Genomic DNA, 21366 nt, shown 5'->3' with positions numbered 1-21366 from the left:
TTTTGCCCCTGATTTGGTAAGTATTAACAAGGATGGTTTACAGAAATGGATAGAAAAATACTGACCTACGATTCCGTAGAGATATCATTTGGCGGGAAAGCGGTGGTTCATGATGTGAGCTTCTCTCTTGAACATGGAGAGATACTTGGCCTTGTGGGAGAATCCGGCAGTGGGAAAAGCACCCTGATCAAAGCCGCAATGGGACTTCTGGGACCGGATGGTCTTGTGACAAGAGGAGATATCCGATATATGAATCAGAATATTCTGGATATACCGGAGAAAGAAAAAAGAAAGATCAGAGGTGCAGGAATTGGCATGATCTTTCAGGATGCAGGTGCTTCCCTGTGCCCGATCCGCACCATTGGAGAACAGATTTATGAAAGTATGCGTGTACATACGAAGATAACAAGAAGTGAGGCCAAAAGCAGGGCAATGGATCTGTTTGATAAACTGAACTTTAAGGACAGTCAGCGTGTGTGGGACAGTTATCCATTTGAACTGTCAGGCGGAATGAATCAGAGAGCAGGTATTGCAATTGCCATGCTTATGAATCCGCCCATCCTATTTGCGGATGAACCGACCAGTGCTCTGGATGTGTCTGTACAGCGTCAGGTTGTAAGGGAAATGCTTAAGTTAAGAGAGTTGTTTGGAACTGCAATTGTGATCGTGACACATGATATCGGGGTAGTCCGGGCAATGGCAGATACTGTGTTGGTTTTGAAAAATGGAAAAACAGTAGAATATGGCACAGCAGACCGTGTACTGGATCATCCCCGGGATCCGTATACCAGGAAATTGCTGGAGGCTGTACCAAAGCTGCAAAGGAAGGTCAGAGTATGAGCATACTTTTAGAGGCAGAACATTTAACAAAAATATTTACCCAGAGAGGAAAAAATCCTTTTAAAGCAGTAAATGATGTAAGCTTTACACTAAAAAAAGGAGAAACGCTGGGAATCGTAGGAGAATCCGGCAGTGGGAAAAGTACAATAGCAAAGCTGCTCACCCGGCTGACTGATATCACAGAGGGTACATTGAAATTTGAAGGAAAAGATATTACAAGACTGAAACAAAGTCAGCTGAAAGAGGTATATGGAGATATACAGATGGTTTTTCAGAATCCGGTGGGTTCTTTTGATCCCAGAAGGACACTGGGTGACGGAATTGGTGAGAGTCTTAGAAACCGTGGAATGAAAAAGGCTGATGTGGAGAAAAGAGTAGCAGAATTGCTTGAGCAGTGCGGCCTTGAGAAGGAATATGCAAAAAGATATCCTCATGAGGTAAGTGGCGGACAGTGTCAGCGGGCTGCGATAGCAAGAGCTCTGGCAGTAAAACCAAAAGTTCTGATCTGTGATGAGGCAACCAGTGCTCTGGATGTAACCATACAGAAACAGATCATGGAGCTTCTGGAAGACCTGAAAGAGAAGAATGGGCTGTCTTTTATTTTTATTTGTCATAATCTGGCCCTTGTCCAGATGTTCTGTGACAGGGTTCTGGTACTGTATGAGGGAAAAGTAGTGGAAAGCGGAATTCCCGATGATATCATCAATGAACCCAAGGAAGAGTATACGCAGAGACTGGTGGATGCGGTACTTTCGTGAATGTGATTTTTTTGGAAGTGCGATAGTGGTATGAAAAATACAGGCAAAACTATGCCGGATAAGAATATATAGATATCCCCTTGGGTGGGTTGTTGACGCTTTAATGTGGTGCTACAATACAGTTGTTTGTAAGGTGCGCGCCAGATAAAAATAATATTTTCACAGGAAAGGAAGTATATTTATGCATATACCTGAAAATTATTTAAGCCCGTCAACATGTGCTGTAATGACAGCAGCCATGCTTCCGGTGTGGGGATATTCTATTCATAAAATAAAAACAGAGATACCGAAATCAAAGATGCCGCTTCTTGGTATTGGGGCAGCCTTTTCATTCCTGGGAATGATGTTTAATGTTCCGCTTCCGGGCGGTACAACAGGACATGCAGTAGGGGGAACTCTTATTGCCATACTGACAGGAAGTCCTGCAGCCGGGTGCATAGCGGTTTCTATTGCTCTGCTGATACAGGCCCTTCTTTTTGGAGATGGCGGAATCCTTGCATTTGGGGCAAACTGTTTTAATATGGCATTTATATTGCCATATCTGGGCTTTTTCCTGTATAAACTTCTTTTGAAGAAAACAGGTATGCGCAAACTTAGCGCGGCAATTAGTTCATATATAGGTATTAATGCTGCGGCCTTTTGTGCAGCTGTTGAATTTGGTATTCAGCCACTGCTGTTCAAAAATGCAGAAGGCCAGGCTCTTTATTGTCCGTATCCGCTAAGTGTATCAATACCTGCAATGATGATCGGACATATTACATTATTTGGTCTGGCAGAGATTATTCTGACAGTAGTGGTACTTACCTTTGTTGAAAAAGTTACACCAAAAGCATTGGATGCTGTTCCGGATAAGACAGCATTTAAACCACTGTATATACTGATGGCTGTTCTCATCGTACTGACTCCTCTGGGACTTCTGGCAACCGGTACTGCCTGGGGTGAATGGGGTGCTGATGAAATCGCTGGTCTGGTAAGTGGCGGAAGCCAGCTTGGATACACTCCGTCAGGAATGACCAATGGATTTGAACTGTCAACTTTGTTTCCTGATTATTCTATGTCCGGGTTACCTGAGTGGACAGGATATATTCTTTCGGCTATTGTAGGCGTGGCACTTCTGGTGATCATTTTTAAGATTATTTCTTCAATGATGAAAGAGAAAGTTGATTTTAAAAAGAAGGCTGCATAACAGATGAATGATCATAAAAAAGAAGAAACTATGCTTCCAGACTGGATGTGTTCCGGAGAAACTTATGTTCCATCTAAAGATAAAGAAGCATTTTTAACAAAAAGTACGAAATCAGTTTTATCTGTGCTTGCAAAAATGCGGTTTTATGAAGGGAAGGATGGCAAATTTTCTGCCACTCCTTCTCTGAAACTGTTTTATACACTTCTATATATTGTTCTTACTGCATGTTCGGGAAATTATCTGTTTACTCTGATTATGTGTGCAGCAGTGACAGCCAGACTGGCGTTTTTTTCGGCAAAAGCTATCCGTCAGATCCTGAGAGGAACAGCAGGTGCGGTTCTGTTTTCTATATTGATCCTTCTCCCATCTGTATTTATGGGAACTCCTCAGACTTTAATGAATATTACTTCAAGAGTATATGTATCTGTAACTCTGGTTGGTATTTTGTCATCAGGGACATCCTGGAATAAACTGACAGGAAGTATGAGAACTTTTCGGCTGCCATCCATATTTATTTTTACGCTGGATATTACTTTGAAATATATTTCGGTGCTTGGAGAGATATGTGCAGCTATTCTTACGTCTGTCCGGTTAAGGTCAGTGGGAAAGAATCCTCAGAAAGCAAAAGCTTTGTCAGGTGTGTTGGGAATCTCATTTCTGAAATCTGGTGAAATGGCAGAGGAAATGCATGCAGCAATGTGTTGTCGTGGATTTACAGGAGAGTATAAGAAAAAGCAGAAATACACGTTATGTGCAGCGGATATTTTCAGCACTTTTATTATGGCTGGATGTATTGTATTGTTCTGGTATCTGAACAGAAAGATATGATAATTGACAGGAAAAGACAGAAGAGGGTAGTTATGATCAGACTTGAGAATGTATGTTTTGCATATGAAAAAGAAATTGCACTGAGATATGTGGATCTTCACATAAACAGAGGAGATTCTATAGTTATCCAGGGACCTAACGGATGTGGAAAATCAACACTGATTAAACTATTGAATGGAATTATTTTTCCATCGGAAGGAAAATATTTTTATCAGGGACATGAAATTAATGAAAAAGCGTTAAAAAACAGCCAGTTTGCAAAATGGTTTCATCAGCAGATGGGATATGTGTTTCAGAATGCAGATGCCCAGCTTTTCTGTGGAAGTGTGGAGGAGGAAATTGCATTTGGCCCGGTCCAGATGGGGCTTTCGGAAGCGGAGATAAAAAAAAGAACAGAAGACTGCCTGCACTTATTTGGATTGGAAAAACTAAGAGATAGACCACCCTATCATCTGAGTGGAGGAGAGAAAAGAAAGGTTTCATTGGCATGTATTCTTTCGTTGAATCCTGAGGTCCTGATTTTGGATGAACCTCTTGCAGGACTTGATGAAAAAACACAGGATATGCTGGTGGAGTTTTTGCAGAGTTTTCATAATGCAGGAAAAACGTTGATTATGATCACACATAACAGACAGCTGGCTGAAACTATTGGTACAAGATTTGCCTGTATGAATGAAGAACATGAATTGAAGATGCTATCATAATATTGATAATTATCTTTTCGTTAAAAAAAGTACTTCCTGCGGACGAAGTACTTTTTTTAATGAGTTTTTAGATGCGCATTGCGCGGAGGTCTGTGCACCTTTATTTGTTGTTTGACACAAATCTTTGTGCGGATACATGGATCATTAAGTATCTCGCTGACTGATATTTAATGATCTCTGCATTGATTATATTTTAACAAAATTATGGGAAAGAACAAGCCTCCCAGGGGGATTTCAAACCATGAAAAAAGTAGTATGAACTATGCAATATATGAATAGGTAAATATCCCCCAGGGGTGTTTGACAATTGTTTACGATCTGAATTTTACTTAGTTACTGTAGCCAGAAGTGCTTTAATATCTTCCATATCATCAGCAAAATAAATTCCCTGCTGACGATTTTCTGAGGACAGCCCCATCTTGATCATATGGTCAAGAAGCTGTTTCAGGCTGTCATAATATCCATTCAGATTATACAGAATACAGGGGGCATTAAGGTGTTTTAAGGAAACCATGGACATAACTTCTGCGATTTCCTCCAGAGTACCGGTGCCTCCCGGAAATGCAATAAATGCATCACCTAGTTCAATCATTTTTGCTTTTCTTTCAGCCATATCTTTTGTGACGATCAGTTCTGTGATCTCATCATACTGCAGTTCAGAATCTATAAAAAACTGTGGTTCCACGCCTGTTACTTTTCCTCCGGCATTCAGCACACTTTCTGCTATCTGTCCCATAAGACCGGACTTTGAACCTCCATATACCAGAGAATTTCCGCTTTCTCCAATCCATGTACCAAGTTCCCGGACAGCATTTCCAAGTGCCGGATCATTCCCCTCCAAAGCTCCAAGATAAACAGTAATATTCATTGTAATTTCCTTTCTTTTTTCATGTACAGGTAATTGTTTTATATAACTGCCTCAAATAACATTACCATCAGCGGCATTGTAATAATTGAGAACAGTGTGGTCATGACATTGATGGCACTGGCATAGCGTGAATCATTTCCGTATACCTGGCACATCTGGGTTATTGTGGAAGCAGACGGTGTGATGATCGCCAGAAAGACAATAAGCATGATTTTATTTCCGTCTGCAGAGAACATAGCCAGATGGCTGATCTTAATCATTACAAGTGCAAGCAAAGGCACTGCAATCAGACGAAGAAATGATACAAAATATACTCTTTTGTCAGCAAAAATCTGTTTCAGATTCATTCCTGCAAACAGCATACCGGTTACGATCATACTGGCCGGTCCTATCATGCTGCCCACTGAGCCAAGAGTATTATTGATGATCTCCGGCAAATGGATTTTTGCGAAAAAAAGTACAACACCGATAAAAATAGAAATCATGTTAATATTTAACACAATCTTTTTCCAGTCGTAGGAAGATTCCCGGCTGATAATCTTTTTGCAGTGTGTCCACAGAAAGATAAGCTGCACACTCATAAAAACACATCCATATAAAACCCAGTCCTGTCCAAGAATAAAGGTCACAATGGGTACGATCAAATTTCCTGAATTAGAATAATAAACAGAAGCAATTTCCACTTCATTCAGATGCAAAAGCTTTCCGGCTATGGAGATAATGATCAGGAGAAGAACCTGAATCATGACAGATGCAGCCAGAGCAAGCAGCAATCCCTTTACAGTATCCATCGTGTAATCTACCTGAAAAGCATTGATGATTACACAGGGAATGATCAGATAGAGAATGATTTTGGATAAAACCTTGCTGTCTTCATCTTTTACAAGCCCAACTTTCACGATCAAATATCCCATGAAGATCATAAGAAACAATTGAATGATCTGTTCCATGAGCAGTATGCTGATATTCATAAATATCCACCTCGTATTCTTAAAAATGTCCGTCATCGGGAATATTGTATTTACCCGATTTCTGATGTCGGAACTCATTATAGAACTTTCCCGGTTGCGGTTCAATAGTAATGTGCGAACAGAAACAGTTGCTGACAATATTTTACAGGAAGCAAACCACAGATTTGAGAAAGTGTTTCAGATTATATTATCAGACAGTTTTTCAGCGGAAATCTTACAGAATAGCATTCATAGTATACGTCAGGTTTATTGTTTATCAATAACGGCATCCGGAGAATTAAAGGATTACGAAGCAGATCTTAGCTGATTCTTTCTGGACATTCTGATAGTATTATGTCATACTTAAATATGCAGAAGATTGCGGGAGCTGCTTTGCAGCGGAGCAATTCGTGGATAACATCATATGTATTAATTAAAATGAACAGGAGACATCAGCACAATGTTAGATGAAAGGATATATGAGAGTTATATAGGAATCCTGAAGGAAGAAATGGTTCCTGCAATGGGGTGTACAGAACCGATCGCGCTGGCATATGGAGCAGCCAGAGCACGAGAAGTTTTGGGAAAAGAACCGGAACATATCACTGCAAAATGCAGTGGAAACATTATAAAAAATGTCCGTTGTGTTATCATTCCAAACTCCGGCGGATTGACGGGAATTGAAGCAGGTGTAGTTCTCGGTGCAGTAGCCGGAAACGCATCCCTGAACATGGAAGTTCTTTCGAATGTAAATGAATTTGAAAGAAAGAGATGTCGTGAACTTTTGGATAAAAAGATATGCAAAGTAGAACTTCTGGACTCCCCGGTAGTCCTGCACTTTATCATAGAAATGCAGGCAGGGGATGACACAGTAAGTCTGGAGATCAAATACGATCATATAAATGTAACAAAGATCGTAAAGAACCAGGAAGTCCTGCTGGATTCAGATCATAAATCCGGTGAAACTCCGGCTGCAGCAGACAGAACTCTGCTCAATCTGGAAGACATTAAAACATTTGCAGATACTGTAGAAATTGATGATGTCAAAGAAATTATAGAAAATCAGATCCGCAGCAATATGGCAATCGCTCATGAAGGAATGACTGGTAAATACGGTCTTGGAATCGGCCGGATAATACGCGAAACCTATTCCAATGATATGCTTACCAAAATGCGCAGCCTCACAGCCGCAGCTTCCGAAGCCAGAATGGGCGGATGCGATATGCCGGTAGTCATCAACTCAGGCAGTGGAAACCAGGGGATTGCCTGTTCCGTACCACTGATCGTGTATGCCAGAGAAATGGAACTTCCGGACTATGTACTTTACCGCGCACTGGTATTTTCTAATCTCTTAACTGTATACCAGAAACAGTATATCGGTAAACTTTCCGCATTTTGCGGTGCGGTATCCGCATCCTGTGCAGCCGGTGCGGGGATTACCTACATGGGAGGTGGCGAACTTTCAGTGATCAAGAAGACCATAGAGAATACTCTTGCCAATATTCCGGGAATCATCTGTGATGGAGCGAAAATATCCTGTGCAGCGAAAATCGCCGCCAGCCTTGATGCTGCATTCCTGGCACATCACCTTGCTATGAACGGTCAGTCCTATGCGCCATATACCGGAATCCTCAAGGAAGAAGCCGGCGAAACCATCAGCTGTGTAGGACAGATCGGCAAAGAAGGAATGAAAGAAACAGACAAAGAAATTCTGCGGATTATGTTAGAGCGTGTTTGATTTTATGACAAAGTAAAAAAGAACGGTATATTCTCCTGCTGAAAAAAAGACATAATTGCACTGGTTTTGTGATAAGACAAGAAAAAATAATGACTATAAATTTCAATTCATCTATTATGTTCATCTGAAAATAGGAATATAAATGACCTGAAACGAAAAAAGTATAATTACGGTCATCTTAAGAAACCGATGAAAATGACCTGAAACGAAAAAAGTACAATTACAGTCATGTATAGAAGAGAATATGAATGACTTAAAACAAGAAAAGCAGAATTACGGTCATCTTAAAATGAAATTATGAATGACTTGGAATAAAGAAAGTGAAGAATAGAGTCAATATAAAGAGATTTTTTGTTTGACTGAATTTGCTGAAAATAAAATTTAAGTCAAGGAACTTGAGAAAGTAAAAAATTTTTACGAGGTAAGCAGATAGATATGACTATATATGAGTATGGAAATCCAGATGCGGATACTGTTTTGATTCAGTTGACTGGTGATCATGAATTATCTGTTCTTAAGAATGAGGTTGAAGAAATCCGAAAACGGACTTCAACAGATTTCAGACTCATTGCTGCAAAAGTTGATGACTGGAATTATGAGTTGTCTCCATGGAAAGCACCGGCAGTGTTCGGAAATGAAGACTTTGGTGATGGTGCTGTCAGGACACTGGAGCAGATTCTGACATTATGCACAGACAAAAGCAGGACATATTATATCGGGGGATATTCTCTTGCGGGGCTGTTCTCGTTATGGGCAGCATATCAGACAGATGTATTTTCCGGCATTGCAGCTGCTTCGCCGTCTGTCTGGTTTCCGGGATTTATTGAGTATATGAAGGAACATGAAATTAAAAGTGAGACAGTTTATCTAAGTCTTGGTGACAGAGAAGAAAAAACGAGAAATTCGGTGATGTCACAGGTTGGAAACTGTATCCGGATGGGATATGGGTGGCTCATAGAGCATGGGATCAATTGTAACCTGGAATGGAATCAGGGCAATCATTTTAGAGAACCGGATATAAGAATTGCGAAAGCATTTGCCTGGGTAATGGAGGGGAAATAATATGTGGATATTATTTGCATTTGGTTCTGCTCTGTTTGCAGGCTTGACAGCCATATTGGCAAAATGCGGAATCAGAAACACAGATTCTAATGTCGCGACAGCATTAAGAACCGGTGTAGTGTTAGTCTTTTCATGGCTTATGGTATTTGTGGTCGGGGCACAAAGCGGAATCAGAGATATTTCAGCAAAAGTCCTGATCTTTCTGATTTTGTCAGGACTGTCAACGGGGATATCCTGGCTATGCTATTTCAAAGCACTGCAGATTGGAGATATCAATAAAGTAACACCAATTGATAAATCGAGTACAGTGATAACGATGCTGCTGGCGTTCATTTTTTTGAGAGAAGAAATAACGTGGCTGAAATTTGTTTCAATGATACTTATCGGTATTGGTACTTATCTGATGATACAGAAAAAGGAAACAAAGGAGAAGGCAGAAGATAAGAAGTGGCTGCTTTATGCAGTCGGTTCCGCTGTTTTTGCCAGTCTTACCTCTATTTTGGGAAAGATTGGAATTCAGGATGTTAATTCAAATCTTGGAACTGCGATCAGGACTGCTGTTGTATTGGTGATGGCGTGGATTGTAGTATTTGTGACCGGAAAGCAGAATACGGTTAATAACATTGACAGAAAAAGCTGGCTGTTCATTATTCTTTCCGGATTTGCAACAGGCGGTTCCTGGCTATGTTATTACAGAGCACTTCAGACAGGTCTGGCCAGTGTGATAGTTCCAATTGATAAACTGAGTATCCTTGTGACCATTGCATTCTCATATAGTGTATTCCATGAAAAACTGTCATTGAAATCAGGGACAGGACTGCTTCTTATTGTTGTTGGAACGTTAGCTTTGCTGATATAACTATTATAAAAAAGAAAAACTATCTGGAAAAGTATAATTGCGGAAACTGGCTTTTTCAGGTAGCAGAGGGATATTCAGATGGTATTTCAGATGCCAATGGAATCCTTTGATCCGCGCTGTACGCTCGGAGACGGAATTGGAGAAAGTCTGAGAAATATGGGGATAAGCTGCACCGAAACCCGGAGAAAAGTGGAAGAACTTCTGGAAAGATGCGGCCTGGAAAAAGAATACGCAGACCGTTATCCCCAAATTGTATATTTATCCTGTGTCTGAAGTATATCAGACAGGGCAGCAGATAGAGCAGAAATGTCTGAAGCGATTTTATTCGTGAAAGACATTTCTGCTTTTTGATTTCTTACTCAAAATGCCGTAAAATTTTGTGTTTTTAAAAATAAAGAAAGTGTCAAAAAGCACTAACAATTATTCAGAAATCTGTGATACAATGGAAAGTACGAAATATATAAAATATCTGATATTATCCGTTTGACTGTTGGATATATCGCAGAATACAGATATATTGGATAAGGGAGAGACTATGAAAATAGAAAAAAAACTATGGATTACTCTGTTTGCATTTGGGATATTCGCCATTTGTTTTTCAGGTTGGATTTTCAGACAGAGTACGGACAGAGAAAAATTGTTCTGGGATAATACGATCCGGTGCGAAACAAAAGAACTGAAAGAGGGAGAAATCAAATCAGAGAATATTGCCCTGCCCGAAGACTTCGATGTTCCCAAATCTATCTTATTTAAAACCACCCACACCATTGCAGAAGTTTGGCTGGATGGAGAAAAAATATATGAATATGGAAATGAAGCGGATGCTCCGGGTTTTATGAAGACACCTGGAAGCTGCTGGCATATTGTGGATATTCCCGGAGACAGTTCAGGTAAAAACCTGGAGGTCAGAATTATTCCGGTATATGAGGGCTATTATGGAAATGAAGTCAGCCTTGTATACGGAACACGAGGCGATTGTATTCTGAAAATCTTAACGGACAGTCTTGGAATTCTGGTGATCAGCTGTGGAATCCTGTTTGCCGCTGTTATCTGCATACTTCTCTATTGTGGCGCAGCGCGAAGAAAAAGAAGCGACAAGACAGAAGCGAAAATTGAGATTTTTTTAAATCTTGGATTTTTTTCATTGCTGGTCGCAGTATGGACACTGGTACAATGTGGTTTTCTGCAGTTTTTGATCCCGGATGGAAGAACCTTATATTTTGTGGAGTATTTTTCACTCTTTCTTTTTCCGGTGCCATTTAATTTCCTGTTATATGATATCTGCAAAAGCAGGTACCACAAAGGTGCATTGATTTTTTCCATCCTCTATCTTACAAATATGGCAGTCGATGTTTTGCTTCAGTGTACAGGAATTATTGATATGTCCCGGTTACTTTCTGTAATTCATGTTATTATGGTTGCAAATGTGGTTTACACAGTTGTGATCATTCTTTACGAAGCCGGAAAAAAAGAAAATGATGTAGCCCAAAAATTCCGGTATCCTATGTGCGTGGTCATGGGATTTGGAATGGCGGAAATGATTTTTTATTATTTAAGAAGATTTGAACAGATATCCATTTTGCTTTCCATGGGAACTATGCTGTTTATTATTATGCTGATCTGGATACAGGTTTCTCAATATTACGATCAATATATCCAGAAGCAAAAGGTGATTTATCTGCAGAAAATAGCCAATATGGATATGCTCACAGAGGCCATGAACCGAAATGCTTACGAGGATATGGTGAAATATCTGGATGAAGGTGAAATTAAACTGAGTACCACAGGTGTGGTGGTTTTTGATCTGGATGATCTGAAAGTGATAAATGATAATTTTGGACATGAAAAGGGAGATGAGGCGCTGAAGCTGTGTTATCAGTGTATCAGTCAGGCATTTCAGAATGTGAAGAACTGTTTCAGAATCGGTGGTGATGAGTTTGCGTATGTATATCACAGTGACGAGAAAGATATGATTCCGGAACGGCTGAAGACCCTGGAGCTGCTTCTGAAAAAAACAGCGAAAACACACAAGCTGGATTATCCGCTTAGTATATCAGCAGGATACGCTTATTATCAGCCTGATATAGATTTTGATTTTAAAGATATTGTAAGGCGAAGCGATACCATGTTGTACCGTCAGAAGCGCAGGAAGAAGATTGCGCGGTCAACTGATCCGGGTCACTTGCTTTCCCGTATGGAAAAGCATTCCACAGAGGAAATTACAGATGAAGTGATCCTGCAGGAGAAGAAATATCAGAGCATGCCCTTGGATGAGCTTTGCAGCGTGATCGATCTTCTGAGTCCGACCACAGATAATTACCCGTATGTGGTTGATTTCCGAACAGATTTTTATTACATAGCAAACCAGGCTCTTGACCGTTTCTGTATTCCGAAAAATAGTTTTCATAATGTGATTTCAAACCATAAAGAATTTGTATATGAACCTGATTATGAAAAAATGAAGGAGGAATTTGATAATCTTCTTAAAACAGACCGCTGTACACATAGCATGGAATATCGATGGCTGGATCTGAAAAAAGTGCCGGTCTGGATTCATTGCAAAGGATATCTGGTGCGGGATGATAATATGAAACCTCTTTATATGATTGGTTGTATCAATGAGATTGGAGAAAGACAGAAGGCAGATAATGTAAGCGGGTTATTAGGAGAGACAGGATTCCGGGAGTATATGGACCAACAGGACACTCCTCTGGAAACAGGATATCTGCTTCGTATTGGAATTGATCATTTTAAGGAAATAAATGATAACTTCGGACAGGAGTACGGTGACTTTGTGCTTAGGAAAACGGCTGATTGTATTTCCGGATGCCTGTCAGAAGGACAGAAAGTGTACAAGCTTGTGGCAGATGAATTTCTGATTCTGGATGTTTCTTCTGACCAGGTGAGGGATGCAGATAAACTTTATGATAAAGTGAGAGCTGCAACAGACAGATTTATTGAATCTAACGAGTTTAAGGTCATGTATACGGTTTCAGGAGGAATTGTGTCATTTGCGGCATTAGAGGGAAATCAGTATTCAGAAGCCCTGAAGCTGACGGATTTTGCTTTGAATGAGGCAAAGACGCTGGGAAGAAACCGCTGTTATATATTTGACGTGGAAACCTACAGAAAATTTCTTCGGAAGAGGGAGATTACTCAGGAACTGCGGGAAGCTGTGCTCAATGGCTGCCAGGGTTTTACGGCTTTTTATCAGCCTGTATTTGCTGAAGATAAAAAAGTGCTTTATGGAGCAGAAGCTTTAATGCGTTTTACTTCTGAAAAACTCGGGATGATTTCACCGGCAGAGTTTATTCCGATTCTGGAAGAAACCGGTCTTATTATTCCGGCTGGCCGCTGGATGATGAGAGAAGCTATGGGAAAATGCAGCGAGATTCGGAAAGTACTTCCAGATTTTAGAGTGAGTATTAATATTTCCCAGGTTCAGGCATCCAAGTCTGATGTGATCCAGGATATCAGTGCAGAAATGAAAAGAGCAGGACTGCCGCTGGAAGCATTGATTGTGGAATTGACAGAGAGTGACCTTCTGGAACAAAATATCAATGAGAAGCATTTTCTCACAGAACTGAGGCGGATGGGAATCAGTCTTGCATTGGATGACTTTGGAACCGGATATTCGAACTTCCATTATCTCAGTGAGCTGAAACCGGACATCATTAAGATTGACCGCTCTTTCACTGTGAAAGCAGTTGCAGATGAACAGGAATATTATCTGCTGAATCAGTTCTGCACCATGATCCATAATCTGGATATGAGGATTTGCATTGAAGGCGTGGAAAATGAGCAGGAATGGGCCATGATCCGAAAACTGTACCCGGAATTCACACAGGGATATTTCTGGGGGAAGCCTTGTGAGTATGAAGAATTTATGAGAAAATTTACAGAAAGCAGATTATGAGAAAGCTGGCGTGAATATTTCGGGCTACACTGAGGCTTTTTCATTTGTACAACAGGACTCGCAGACAAGCAAGTGGTGTAGTTATTTCAAACACATTCTGACAGGTAAGAAGAGGAGAAAATCAGATGAAGAAAAAATTTTTCAGGTTGTCAGCAGCAGGATTGCTTTTTTTTTCAGGGATTATGGAGATTGGCTGGCGTTTTTTTAACATGGTGGTCTGCTGCAAAAGAGGGGGAAGGAAAAAGGAAAGAAAGAAATGGTTTGAATTATCCCATATACGGGATAATCATCCCAGAAACGGATACGCAAAGGAATATGAGGAGAGCAGGGCATGGTGTGAGGCTCAGAAGATGCAGGACTGTTATATCCAAAGCGTGGATGGATTAAAACTCCACGGATTCTATCTGCCGGCAGAGCATGCAAAGCGGTTTGTTATCTTAAGCCATGGTTACAGGGGCAGCAGATTTGGTTCCCTGTCATTTATGGCAAAATATCTCCATGAGCATCAATGTAATCTTCTGTTTATGGAACAGCGATGTTGTGGAGAAAGTGAAGGAAAATATATTACCTTTGGAGCAAAGGAAAAATGGGATGTGCAGCGTTGGGCAATTTATGTGTCCGAGAGAAATGAGGAGAAGCTTCCAATCTATCTGTATGGACAGTCTATGGGAGCAGCCGCTGTACTGATGGCATCCGGATACAGGCTTCCGTCAGAGGTGAAAGGGCTGATCGCAGACTGTGGTTTTCAGTCTATGGAAAGACAGATGCGGGATATGGCTGACAACTGGTTTCATTTGCATTATATTCCTTTGCTTTTGAAGGAAATGAACTGTCTGTGCCATTTTGTGGCAGGATTTCGTATGAAAGATGCAGATACCACAGAAGCTATGAAAAGGAATACAAGACCTGTCCTTTTCTTTCATGGAGAGAAGGATACTTATGTGTACCCGAACAATTCATTCCAGAACTATATGCTGTGCAAAGCACCAAAGGAACTGGTCATTGTACAGGGAGCAAGGCATCTGTGCAGTGCCTATGCAGATCCGGAACTGTATCAGCGTACAGTGATGGAGTTTTTTGAGAAATATGATGGCAGTAATTCTGAAAAATAATGTGACTGTTTTCGACCGCCAAAGGCGATTACGAATGACAACAATCTCTGACCGGGACTTATCAGATGCGTTTTGTTAAATGCATGATAAGTCTCGGTCAATTTTATGTAAAGTGTTCATTAAGTGCGGAGGGTACTGGTATTTGGGAAAAATCTGTGCTATTTTTTGTCACGTAATTAAAAAAGTAATGTTGTAGCTGCCAGTACATTATTTTTAAAATAATTGTGGGCTACTGAACAAGTATGTAATGTTTTTGTACCCGGGAAAAGAGAAAAAACGGGTGATGGAGGTTAAATAAAGTATGACAAACTACTATCCTTTAACAGCAGCACAGAAAATGCACCATAACTGGATCATGGATTACGGTACACAGCAGGTATCCGGTGTCAGTGTTGTGGCGTCTGTACAGGCTGAACTGGATTTTGGATTATTAAAAAAATGTATTCAGATGGAGACAGAACGTTCCGGATGCACCAGAATCCGTTTTACGAAGCCTGATAAAGACGGAAATGTACAGCAATACCTTGTAAAACAGGATCCAAGAGATATCGGATTCAAGGATCTGTCAGGAATGGGAAGCCTTGCAAAAGCAGACGAGCTGATGCAGCAGTGGGCATACGAAACCTTTGACGGTGATGACATTCCCATGTGCGAGTTTACTATGCTGAAGCTGCCGGAAGGATATAATGGTTTCTTTGTACATATGGATCACAGACTGATCGATTCCTGTGGTCTGGTAGTAATGATCGGTGATCTGTTTCAGTTATATACCTATTATAAATATGGAACAGCCTATCCGCAGGAACTGGCAGACTTTGAGACAGTACTGAAAAAAGACCTTGCAAAAGCAGGCAACGAGAAACGTTTTGCAAAAGATAAGAAATTCTGGGATGATCAGCTGGATGCACTGGGCGAACCTCTGTACTCTGATATTCAGGGCCCGTCCGTACTGGAGGAAGCAAGAAAACGTCATGGAAATCCAAAACTTCGTTCTTCTGACATTGAGATGAAGGATCTGTTTGTGGCAGTTAAGGATTATTATCTGGAGCCGGGACCAACTAAAAATCTGATCGATTTCTGTATGAACCATCAGCTGTCTATGACAAACCTTCTTCTGCTTGGCATCCGTACCTATCTGTCAAAGGTAAATAACGGACAGGAAGATATCACTATCCAGAATTTTATATCCAGACGTTCTACTCATGATGAATGGACTTCAGGAGGAAGCAGAACTATCATGTTCCCATGCAGAACAGTGATCGCACCGGAGACAGATTTCCTTTCTGCTGCTTATGAGATTCAGAATATGCAGAATCGTATCTACATGCACAGCAATTACGATCCGGCATTTATTATGGATGAGATGAGAAAGAGATACAATACACCGGAGCATACAGGATATGAGAGCTGTTATCTGACTTACCAGCCAATGACTGTGAAGGTAGAGAATGAAATGCTTGGAACTATCCGTCAGCATGCAAAATGGTTTGCAAACGGTGCAGCTACCAAGAAGATGTATCTGACTGTATCCCATACAGAAGATGGAGGTATGAACTTCTCCTATCATTACCAGACTGCTCATCTGGAGGAACATGATATGGAACTGCTCTATTATTATATGATGCGTATTCTTTTCAAGGGAATCGCAGAGCCGGATATGAGCATCGGCGAAATTATGGAACTGGTTTAACTAAATCAATATCAGGAGGAAATGCAATGAATCAGGAAATGGAATTTAAAAATATTGTAGCACAGTATAGCAAGGTAGCACCGGAAGAAATGAATAATGAAATGAGATTCCGCGAGGATCTGGGTTTCAGTTCTCTGGATTTTATGTCCTTTTTAGGTGAGCTTGAGGATACCTTTGATCTTGAACTTGACGAGAGCGAAGTGCTGAAGATCACAACTCTTGGCGAAGCCTTAAATCTGCTGGAAGAACTTCAGTAATTTTTTTCGAAGCAAAACTTATAAAGATGTCAGGGTCAAGGATATTTTGTACCTGACAGGATATCCATAACTTGAACAGTTCAGAAAATAATGGGGGACAGATATGCTGATCAGAAATATATTAGAAGAAAGTGTACGTAAATTTGATGAAGTAAAAGCAGTAAAATGGCTCAAGAAAAAGGAAATTATGGAAAGAAGCTATGGCGAACTGATGGAAAATGTAGTTTCCACCAGAAAAGGTCTTCTTGCAGAAGGCTTTGAGGGCAAACACATTGCACTGATCGGAACCAGTTCTGTAGAGTGGATGGAAAGTTATCTGGGAATCATCACCGGATGTACCACTGCAGTACCGCTGGATGCCGCACTTCCCTGTGAGGATCTGATCGATCTGCTTAACCGTTCCGATTCCGTAGCTCTTTTCTTAAGTCCGAAGCTTAAACCATATCTGGATGCATTTCTTGAAAACTGCCCGAAACTTCAGAAGGTGTGGATGCTTCAGGAAGAGGTAGAAGATGCACCGGCAAAGGTATATGGTATTGGTGAACTTCGAAATGCAGGAAAGAGTGCATCATCAGATTCTGTCTGCCCGGATGCAGAGGATATTGCGACCATCATTTTCACTTCCGGAACAACAGGAAAGAGCAAGGGTGTTATGCTGACACAGAATAATCTGGCTTCCAATGTTGAGGCAGTAAAGATTACGGCAGAACCGGGAACTGCCGTGCTCAGTGTGCTTCCGATCCATCACGCATTCTGTCTGGTTATGGACTGGCTGAAGGGATTTTCACTGGGTGCAACTCTTTGTATCAATGATTCCCTGCTCCATATGGTAAGGAATATGAGTATTTTCAAACCGGAGATTATGCTTATGGTTCCAATGATGATCGAAACTATTTATAAGAGACTGGCTGCCGCTGATCCGTCAATTCCGAAGGCAGTTCTGGCAGAAAAGGTATTCGGTGGAAAATTGCGTATTATCTTTACAGGCGGTGCACATCTGGATCCATATTATATTGACCGTTTTGCAGAATATGGCGTCGAAGTACTGGAAGGCTATGGAATGTCAGAATGTTCCCCTGTTATCAGCAACAATACACCGGAAAATCATAAAAAGGGTTCTATTGGAAAACCACTTGAAAATGCAGAAATCAGATTCGAAAACGGTGAGATTCTGGTAAAGGGAAGCAGTGTTATGAAGGGATATTATCAGATGCCTGATGAGACAGCAGAGACTTTAAAGGATGGCTGGCTGCATACCGGTGACAAGGGATATATGGATGAAGACGGTTATCTGTTTATCAATGGACGTGTGAAGAACCTGATCATCCTGTCCAACGGTGAAAATGTATCTCCGGAGGAGATTGAGAATAAGCTGGCTCTGAATCCGCTGATAGGAGAAGTGATCGTCACAGGTGAGGACAATGGATTGACCGCCCGCATCTATCCGGAGCAGGCTGTTGTGGAAGCGAAAGCATTGGATGCAGAGGCAATTCAGGCACAGCTTCAGGCATTTCTGGATGAATATAACAGAAATCAGCCCACCTATCGCCGCATTACAGGATTGGTTGTCCGCAAAAATCCGTTTATCCGCAACACAACAAAAAAGATCAGGAGACAGGATGTCCTGATTGATGAGCCTCTGGAATAAGACAGAGGCTTAAGATAAAAGTGGAAGCATACCGGATAAAAAAACCTCAGACAGAATATCAGCGATCACTTCCGGTGCCAGATTAAAATTATCCCGGCTCCATTTGTGGAGAACGCCGATGGTACTGCCGATGGCGCAGGTGATCACATAGGAAACTTCTTCCTTTGTATGCCTGTCAGGCCTGGAATTAGATGTAGTTTCTGTAACATAATGATGGAGCATAGTCAGCATTTTTTCAAACAGATCATTGCCATGAGGCGTGCTCAAAAGACCGGACAGAAAAGGATTTTCCATGGTGTACCGGCACAGAGTCAGAAAATAGGAACTGCAGATATCCCGGTCATTTTTTGGCTGGAAATTTTCCATCATGGAAAAAACATCATGAATAGTTTTATCCTCAACTGCAGAGATCAGTGAAGGGATGTCCTGATAGTGATTATAAAAGGTACTTCTGGCAATACCAGCTGTTTTAGTGATGTCGGATACAGTAATCCTGTCAGGTTTCTTTTCTTTTAACAATTTGAAAAAAGCACCTAAAATGGCCTCGTCAGCCACAGAATATCTTTCATCGGGAATTACATTTTGCATAGTTGTTTCCCCCGGGAGTCTGTAAGTAATACATAAAGTATATCACAAATCTGACGATACAGCAGGTGCTTTTTCTTTTTTTTGAGAAATTTACGTTACTGTTCACTCCGTTCACAGTAACGTAGCCAAAATTCATTCCAGATTGCCTGCGGCAATGGAATTTTGGCTTGTATGTCTCGGGATAGTGGTGTGTGAACAGTAACAACAAATTTTCAATAATATATAAAGAATAGGTAAAGGCTTGATTTATGAAAGAGTAAATGATAGAATGATATTGGATAAAATATTGTCTAATTTTAATGAAATGGCGGAATTTTGGATAAAATAATATCCATAAAACAATAAAAAGCAAGGAGGGAAAATGGAGCAGTTTGTATGGGAAACAGCAGAGGAACTGGATCAGAAGCTTGCACAAAGGGTGCGTAATATCAGAAAACGACGCTCTATTTCTCAGGAAAAATTATCTTCCATGAGCGGAGTAAGCTATGGTTCAATTAAGAGATTCGAAACTACCGGACAGATATCATTGATATCACTGACAAAGATTGCCATGGCTTTGGATATTGCAGATGAGCTTAGAAATATTTTTACGCATGTTCCATATAAAGATATTCAGGAGGTCATAAATGAGGGAAGGTAATGCATTACAGGTATTTTATGATGAAAAACTTGTAGGAACACTGGCTATGACAGCTGACCATAAAGCTGCGTTTCAATATAGTGAAGAATGGATTGAAAATGGTTTTCCGATCAGTCCGTTTTCACTTCCCCTTAAAAAGCAGGTTTTTGTACCGACAAAAGATTATTTTGACGGATTATTTGGAGTATTTGCAGATAGTTTGCCGGATAATTGGGGGAGATTGTTGTTGGATCGTCTGCTACGTGCACATAAGCAGAATCCAGACAAATTAACAGTGCTGGATCGGCTGGCAATTGTTGGAAAGTCAGGTATGGGAGCACTTACCTATTATCCAGAGAAAAAAATAGATGAACAATATGGAGATGTGGATTTGGATGAACTTGCGGAGCAGTGCCGGAAAATACTAAATACGGAATACTCCGATAGATTGGATGAATTATATCGTCTCGGTGGTACAAGTGGTGGAGCCAGACCCAAAATTATGACTACAGTGAATGGAGAGGAATGGATTATTAAATTTCCTGCACATGTGGATGGAGAAAATGCAGGGAAGATGGAATATGATTATTCATGCTGCGCAAAAAAATGTGGTATTATAATGAGTGAAACCAGACTGTTTCCATCTGAGAACTGTGAGGGGTATTTTGGGATTAAGCGGTTTGATAGGATATCAGATAAAAATGGAACAAAGAGAATTCATATGCTGACAGCTGCTGCGTTGCTGGAGTTGAATTTTGAGCAGCCAAGCCTGGATTATCACAGTCTGATGAAACTGACAAAAATATTAACCAGAGATAATAAGAAAGATATGAGAGAGATGTTTCGCAGGATGTGTTTTAATGTTTTTGCACATAACAGAGATGATCATTCAAAGAATTTCACCTATTTATATAATGATGAAAAAGACAGATGGAGCCTGAGTCCGGCATATGATCTTACTTACAGTAACACATACTATGGAGAGCATACTACAACAGTTGACGGAAATGGACGTAATCCAGGCAGAAAAGAACTCCTGACTGTGGGAATTGCGGCAGGAATGAAAAAAGAGGTATGTATAGAAAGTATGGATATGGTAGAAAAGTGTGTGAAAAATATGCTGGGAAGATATCTTTAAAGAAATCGACATGTGGAATAATTTGTTACTTGGAGGACAAAAAATGACTATTAGAAAAGCAGAAGAAAAAGACATTCTAAGAATAATTGAACTGTTGGGACAGGTATTGCAGATCCATGCAGATATAAGACCTGATATTTTTATTCCCGGTACCACAAAATATACTGTAAGCGAATTGACAGAGCTATTAGGAAAAGAAGAAAAACCCATATATGTAGCAGTGAACGAGGAAGATGTTTGTGTAGGATATGCATTTTGCCAATTACAGGAACAGCCTTTTTCAACTAATATGGTACCGTTTAAGTCTCTTTTTATAGATGATCTATGTGTTGATCAGCAGGCACGAGGACAGCATATCGGCGAGAGTTTGTTTGAATATGTAAAAAATGAAGCAAAGCGAATGGGCTGTTATGAAGTGACACTGAATGTATGGGCAGGAAATACTTCAGCCGAAAAGTTCTATAAAAAAATGGGTATGAAAACAAAAGAAAGGCAGATGGAATATATCCTGGAACATTGATGCGTTGTATAGCATATTTGAGAAGTCTATCTGCGAAATTACAGAGATATCCGATGGATGAATCTGATCAGTCAAACAGTAAATA

The 21366-nt window shown here is 40.5% G+C and carries 20 protein-coding genes; 17 read left to right on the top strand and 3 right to left on the bottom strand.

The genetic code is table 11. The annotated features are described in order from the left end of the window. Positions 1-45 precede the first annotated feature (45 nt). The 5 genes from LI074_RS05285 to LI074_RS05265 all read left to right on the top strand — a co-directional run bounded on the left by LI074_RS05285 (position 46) and on the right by LI074_RS05265 (position 4316). Positions 46-840 (top strand): ABC transporter ATP-binding protein, encoded by a 795-nt coding sequence (locus LI074_RS05285; RefSeq protein ID WP_025577529.1) that lies wholly within the window; start codon positions 46-48, stop codon positions 838-840. Then, positions 837-1598 (top strand): ABC transporter ATP-binding protein, encoded by a 762-nt coding sequence (locus LI074_RS05280; RefSeq protein WP_025577527.1) that lies wholly within the window; start codon positions 837-839, stop codon positions 1596-1598. Before LI074_RS05285 ends, LI074_RS05280 begins: the two co-directional genes overlap by 4 nt. 181 nt (positions 1599-1779) lie before the next feature. Next, on the top strand, positions 1780-2784 hold the full coding sequence (gene cbiM, locus LI074_RS05275; protein ID WP_025577526.1) for a cobalt transporter CbiM: 1005 nt from the start codon (positions 1780-1782) through the stop codon (positions 2782-2784). Between the two features lie 3 nt (positions 2785-2787). Further along, the gene (locus tag LI074_RS05270) at positions 2788-3612 is read left to right on the top strand and encodes an energy-coupling factor transporter transmembrane component T family protein (protein WP_055059845.1); all 825 of its coding nucleotides are present in this window, start codon (positions 2788-2790) and stop codon (positions 3610-3612) included. A 32-nt stretch (positions 3613-3644) separates the two neighbouring features. After that, the gene (locus tag LI074_RS05265) at positions 3645-4316 is read left to right on the top strand and encodes an energy-coupling factor ABC transporter ATP-binding protein (protein ID WP_173697824.1); all 672 of its coding nucleotides are present in this window, start codon (positions 3645-3647) and stop codon (positions 4314-4316) included. A 325-nt stretch (positions 4317-4641) separates the two neighbouring features. Here LI074_RS05265 and LI074_RS05260 read toward each other — a convergent pair whose 3' ends face one another. After that, complete coding sequence (locus tag LI074_RS05260) at positions 4642-5184, bottom strand: TIGR00730 family Rossman fold protein (RefSeq protein ID WP_022380073.1); 543 nt, start codon at positions 5182-5184, stop codon at positions 4642-4644. A 38-nt stretch (positions 5185-5222) separates the two neighbouring features. Next, positions 5223-6155: an AEC family transporter gene (locus tag LI074_RS05255; RefSeq protein ID WP_173697823.1), complete on the bottom strand. Its 933-nt coding sequence runs from the start codon at positions 6153-6155 to the stop codon at positions 5223-5225. 439 nt (positions 6156-6594) lie between these two features. Here LI074_RS05255 and LI074_RS05250 point away from each other — a divergent pair, with 439 nt between their 5' ends. The 9 genes from LI074_RS05250 to LI074_RS05210 all read left to right on the top strand — a co-directional run bounded on the left by LI074_RS05250 (position 6595) and on the right by LI074_RS05210 (position 18416). Then, positions 6595-7872, top strand: coding sequence for an L-cysteine desulfidase family protein (locus LI074_RS05250; RefSeq protein ID WP_025577516.1), 1278 nt, complete (start codon positions 6595-6597; stop codon positions 7870-7872). A 435-nt stretch (positions 7873-8307) separates the two neighbouring features. Continuing rightward, positions 8308-8934: a hypothetical protein gene (locus LI074_RS05245; protein ID WP_022381326.1), complete on the top strand. Its 627-nt coding sequence runs from the start codon at positions 8308-8310 to the stop codon at positions 8932-8934. A 1-nt stretch (position 8935) separates the two neighbouring features. Then, positions 8936-9793 (top strand): EamA family transporter, encoded by an 858-nt coding sequence (locus tag LI074_RS05240; protein ID WP_173697822.1) that lies wholly within the window; start codon positions 8936-8938, stop codon positions 9791-9793. Between the two features lie 78 nt (positions 9794-9871). Beyond that, positions 9872-10066, top strand: coding sequence for a hypothetical protein (locus LI074_RS05235; protein WP_062807981.1), 195 nt, complete (start codon positions 9872-9874; stop codon positions 10064-10066). Between the two features lie 262 nt (positions 10067-10328). Beyond that, positions 10329-13709, top strand: coding sequence for a bifunctional diguanylate cyclase/phosphodiesterase (locus LI074_RS05230; RefSeq protein WP_173697821.1), 3381 nt, complete (start codon positions 10329-10331; stop codon positions 13707-13709). 125 nt (positions 13710-13834) lie between these two features. Beyond that, complete coding sequence (locus LI074_RS05225; RefSeq protein WP_025577507.1) at positions 13835-14821, top strand: alpha/beta hydrolase; 987 nt, start codon at positions 13835-13837, stop codon at positions 14819-14821. Between the two features lie 301 nt (positions 14822-15122). Beyond that, positions 15123-16511 carry a condensation domain-containing protein gene (locus tag LI074_RS05220; RefSeq protein ID WP_008706732.1) on the top strand — a complete coding sequence of 463 codons (1389 nt, stop codon included), beginning with the start codon at positions 15123-15125 and terminating at the stop codon, positions 16509-16511. 26 nt (positions 16512-16537) lie between these two features. Then, entirely contained in the window at positions 16538-16768 is a 231-nt protein-coding gene (locus LI074_RS05215) for an acyl carrier protein (RefSeq protein WP_008706731.1), read from the top strand. A 103-nt stretch (positions 16769-16871) separates the two neighbouring features. Continuing rightward, positions 16872-18416, top strand: a complete 1545-nt coding sequence (locus LI074_RS05210) for an AMP-binding protein (protein ID WP_022381332.1) — start codon at positions 16872-16874, stop codon at positions 18414-18416. Between the two features lie 9 nt (positions 18417-18425). On the opposite strand, the gene LI074_RS05205 is transcribed toward LI074_RS05210, so the two are convergent. Further along, positions 18426-19004, bottom strand: coding sequence for a TetR/AcrR family transcriptional regulator (locus LI074_RS05205; RefSeq protein ID WP_022381333.1), 579 nt, complete (start codon positions 19002-19004; stop codon positions 18426-18428). 361 nt (positions 19005-19365) lie between these two features. Between LI074_RS05205 and LI074_RS05200 the strand changes: the two genes are divergently transcribed. The 3 genes from LI074_RS05200 to LI074_RS05190 are packed head-to-tail and all read left to right on the top strand — an operon-like array spanning position 19366 to position 21281. Continuing rightward, positions 19366-19644 (top strand): helix-turn-helix domain-containing protein, encoded by a 279-nt coding sequence (locus LI074_RS05200; protein ID WP_008706728.1) that lies wholly within the window; start codon positions 19366-19368, stop codon positions 19642-19644. Next, entirely contained in the window at positions 19631-20761 is a 1131-nt protein-coding gene (locus tag LI074_RS05195) for a type II toxin-antitoxin system HipA family toxin (RefSeq protein ID WP_022381334.1), read from the top strand. The genes LI074_RS05200 and LI074_RS05195 overlap by 14 nt, the downstream gene beginning before the upstream one ends. Positions 20762-20804: 43 nt before the next feature. Continuing rightward, the gene (locus tag LI074_RS05190) at positions 20805-21281 is read left to right on the top strand and encodes a GNAT family N-acetyltransferase (RefSeq protein ID WP_022381335.1); all 477 of its coding nucleotides are present in this window, start codon (positions 20805-20807) and stop codon (positions 21279-21281) included. The last annotated feature ends 85 nt before the right edge of the window (positions 21282-21366 follow it).

It is taken from the genome of Blautia sp. MSK18_10, from assembly GCF_020553185.1.
Taxonomy (GTDB): domain Bacteria; phylum Bacillota; class Clostridia; order Lachnospirales; family Lachnospiraceae; genus Blautia_A; species Blautia_A wexlerae.
Note: the sequence above shows the minus strand (reverse complement) of the source record. Positions and strands in the feature narration are given on the sequence as shown.

What these genes read in the sequence shown, in the direction of transcription:
- LI074_RS05255 (WP_173697823.1), bottom strand. Translation starts at nt 6,155, where the DNA reads ATGAATATCAGCATACTGCTCATGGAACAGATCATTCAATTGTTTCTT.
- LI074_RS05270 (WP_055059845.1), top strand. Translation starts at nt 2,788, where the DNA reads ATGAATGATCATAAAAAAGAAGAAACTATGCTTCCAGACTGGATGTGT.
- LI074_RS05210 (WP_022381332.1), top strand. Translation starts at nt 16,872, where the DNA reads ATGCTGATCAGAAATATATTAGAAGAAAGTGTACGTAAATTTGATGAA.
- LI074_RS05235 (WP_062807981.1), top strand. Translation starts at nt 9,872, where the DNA reads ATGGTATTTCAGATGCCAATGGAATCCTTTGATCCGCGCTGTACGCTC.
- LI074_RS05260 (WP_022380073.1), bottom strand. Translation starts at nt 5,184, where the DNA reads ATGAATATTACTGTTTATCTTGGAGCTTTGGAGGGGAATGATCCGGCA.
- LI074_RS05250 (WP_025577516.1), top strand. Translation starts at nt 6,595, where the DNA reads ATGTTAGATGAAAGGATATATGAGAGTTATATAGGAATCCTGAAGGAA.
- LI074_RS05245 (WP_022381326.1), top strand. Translation starts at nt 8,308, where the DNA reads ATGACTATATATGAGTATGGAAATCCAGATGCGGATACTGTTTTGATT.
- LI074_RS05240 (WP_173697822.1), top strand. Translation starts at nt 8,936, where the DNA reads ATGTGGATATTATTTGCATTTGGTTCTGCTCTGTTTGCAGGCTTGACA.
- LI074_RS05230 (WP_173697821.1), top strand. Translation starts at nt 10,329, where the DNA reads ATGAAAATAGAAAAAAAACTATGGATTACTCTGTTTGCATTTGGGATA.
- LI074_RS05205 (WP_022381333.1), bottom strand. Translation starts at nt 19,004, where the DNA reads ATGCAAAATGTAATTCCCGATGAAAGATATTCTGTGGCTGACGAGGCC.
- LI074_RS05285 (WP_025577529.1), top strand. Translation starts at nt 46, where the DNA reads ATGGATAGAAAAATACTGACCTACGATTCCGTAGAGATATCATTTGGC.
- LI074_RS05220 (WP_008706732.1), top strand. Translation starts at nt 15,123, where the DNA reads ATGACAAACTACTATCCTTTAACAGCAGCACAGAAAATGCACCATAAC.
- LI074_RS05200 (WP_008706728.1), top strand. Translation starts at nt 19,366, where the DNA reads ATGGAGCAGTTTGTATGGGAAACAGCAGAGGAACTGGATCAGAAGCTT.
- cbiM (WP_025577526.1), top strand. Translation starts at nt 1,780, where the DNA reads ATGCATATACCTGAAAATTATTTAAGCCCGTCAACATGTGCTGTAATG.
- LI074_RS05265 (WP_173697824.1), top strand. Translation starts at nt 3,645, where the DNA reads ATGATCAGACTTGAGAATGTATGTTTTGCATATGAAAAAGAAATTGCA.
- LI074_RS05215 (WP_008706731.1), top strand. Translation starts at nt 16,538, where the DNA reads ATGAATCAGGAAATGGAATTTAAAAATATTGTAGCACAGTATAGCAAG.
- LI074_RS05190 (WP_022381335.1), top strand. Translation starts at nt 20,805, where the DNA reads ATGACTATTAGAAAAGCAGAAGAAAAAGACATTCTAAGAATAATTGAA.
- LI074_RS05195 (WP_022381334.1), top strand. Translation starts at nt 19,631, where the DNA reads ATGAGGGAAGGTAATGCATTACAGGTATTTTATGATGAAAAACTTGTA.
- LI074_RS05225 (WP_025577507.1), top strand. Translation starts at nt 13,835, where the DNA reads ATGAAGAAAAAATTTTTCAGGTTGTCAGCAGCAGGATTGCTTTTTTTT.
- LI074_RS05280 (WP_025577527.1), top strand. Translation starts at nt 837, where the DNA reads ATGAGCATACTTTTAGAGGCAGAACATTTAACAAAAATATTTACCCAG.